The sequence below is a fragment of the Streptomyces sp. NPDC059564 genome, assembly GCF_042735575.1.
GTDB lineage: Bacteria > Actinomycetota > Actinomycetes > Streptomycetales > Streptomycetaceae > Streptomyces.
The window spans coordinates 1-2,091 of record NZ_JBHWBP010000623.1 but is presented as its reverse complement, the minus strand read 5'-3'; the positions used below and the strand labels follow the sequence as shown (position 1 = coordinate 2,091).

Below are 2,091 nucleotides of genomic sequence, written 5' to 3'. Positions count from 1 at the left end.
GGTCTGGGGCGGAGCCCCAGGGGCTTTCAGGACGGGGGCCGCCGCCGCGCCAGCACCCGCGCCCCCACCACCGGCGGCAGCAACGGCACCTCCGGCACCGGCGGAGCCACCGGCTCGGGGGGAGCCACCGGCTCGGGGGGAGCCCCCGCCGCAACGGGCGGAGCAACCGGCTCGGCCGGAGCAACCGCCACCACCGGAACCGGCGGAGCAACCGGCTGCGCGGCACGCCGAAGCGCCGCCCACCGCAACTCCCGCACCCCGGAGTCGTGCCACGCGTCCTCCCCCACCCCGCCAGACGCAGGCCGCGTCCGCCACACGTGCACCCCCACCGCCAACGGCACCGCCAGCACCAGCGTCCACCCCGCCGCCGCGCCGCCAACGGCCCACCACACGGGCCCGAACCCGGCCAGCGCCCGCGACCCCAGCGGCCCCGCCGAAGCCGCCGCCAGGCCGGCCATCGCCAGCCCGCACACCACCGCACCCAGTGCCGCCGTCAGCGCGGTCTCCCCCGACGAGACCTCCCGCGCCCGCCGCACCGCGAACCACCCCACCACCAGCCCGGCCGCCACGGGCACCCCGGCCGCCGCCCAGGTGACCGGCGTCCCCGGCCCCTCCGGCGGCAGCGCCGCGAGCAGCGGGAACCTCGGCAGGGCCGGCGCCCCCGGGAAGCCGAACGGCGTCACCGTCACCCCCGCCCCCACCGCGAACCCGGGCCCCAGCCCGTACGCCGCGCCCCACACCATGGCGTTCGGGATCAGCGCGAGCGCGAGCAGCAGCACCGCGAACCGCCCGGACCACACCCCGGTCAGCGTCAGGAACGAGGACTGCGTCTCCGCCCCGTGCCACGCCAGCGAGGCGCCGACGAGCAGGACGCCGCCGCCCAGCAGGACCAGGACCCCGGCCGCGCCGGAGCGCAGCGCCAGCGCGTATCGGGGGCGCGCGATGGCCCTCCGTACGCTCCCCGGAATCCACTCCGGCAGGGGCCCGAGCGGCCGCCCCTTCGCCGACCACACCCCGGCGGCCCCGGCCAGCGCCGCCACCAGCGGGACGTGCCAGGCCGCGCTGAGCGGATCGGCCGGCATCGGCCCACCTGCGGCGTAGACCGTGGCCAGCGCCCCGACGCTCAGGTACCCGCAGGTGACGGCGGAGAACACGACCCCGCCCGGCAGCACCTCGTCCGGCTCCTCCCCCATCCCGGCGCCGCCCCCGGACGCACTGCCGAGCCGCGCCGCGCGCCGCATCAGCAGCACCGGCAGCGCCACCAGCAGCAACGGCGTCAGCCCGACGGGCGCGGGCACCCCGGAGAGGGTCTCGTAGCGGACGAGTTCCGTCCCGTGGGCCATCAGCCACAGCCCGGCGGCGAGGTGCAGCGCGCCGCCGGGGCCGCTGTCGGGATAGGGGGAGCTGATCCACAGCACGATCACGAGCACGGCCAGGAAGCCGAGCCCCAGTCCGGCGGCCACGGCGCCGCCCAGCACACACGCGGCGGCGGCGGGCGAACGCCGCCGCACGACGGCCCGCGGGGCCGTCGGCAACGAGGTCCCGCGTTCGGTCACTTGGGTCACCCCGCCATGGTGCCAACGACACGCGCTATGGGCGGGTAACAGGCGAATGCCCGTGGTGTCGCTCAATATACGTTTATGTACTTTATCGCCCAGGGCTGCCGGGTCGCGGGGAGAGTGGCATGACACAAGGCGTCGAGACGACCTCCGACTCGGAGCTGGGTCTGCCGTCCCCCAAGGAACGCCGCAGGCTGCGCGAAGCGGCCCAGCTGAGCCACGAGGAGGTGGCGACGGCGGTGGGAGTCACCGCGGCCACCGTCCGCTCCTGGGAGACGGGCCGCACCGAACCGCGCGGGCGCAAGCGCGAGGCGTACGCCTCCCTCCTGGACCGCCTCGCCGAGGCGGACGCCGTCCCGGAAGCGGACACGCCCGACCTGAACGTCACCCCCGCCGCTCCGCCGGAACCGCCGTCGGCGCTCCCCGAAGCCCCCGGAACTCCGGAACCCCCCGGCCCCCCCCACCCCGGCGTGCCCGCCGCGCCCGCCGGTGCCGCCCCCCGGGCCGCCCCCCGCGTACGGGCCATCGCGCC

At 77.8% G+C, this 2,091-nt stretch carries 2 protein-coding genes; one reads left to right on the top strand and one right to left on the bottom strand.

The features are described 5' to 3' along the window. Nucleotides 1–26: 26 nt before the first annotated feature. Nucleotides 27–1,565, bottom strand: coding sequence for a DUF6350 family protein (locus ACFV0Q_RS40995; protein ID WP_385013136.1), 1,539 nt, complete (start codon nucleotides 1,563–1,565; stop codon nucleotides 27–29). A gap of 119 nt (nucleotides 1,566–1,684) precedes the next feature. Between ACFV0Q_RS40995 and ACFV0Q_RS40990 the strand changes: the two genes are divergently transcribed. Beyond that, the coding region (locus tag ACFV0Q_RS40990; RefSeq protein ID WP_385013134.1) for a helix-turn-helix domain-containing protein at nucleotides 1,685–2,091 on the top strand (407 nt) is incomplete at its 3' end.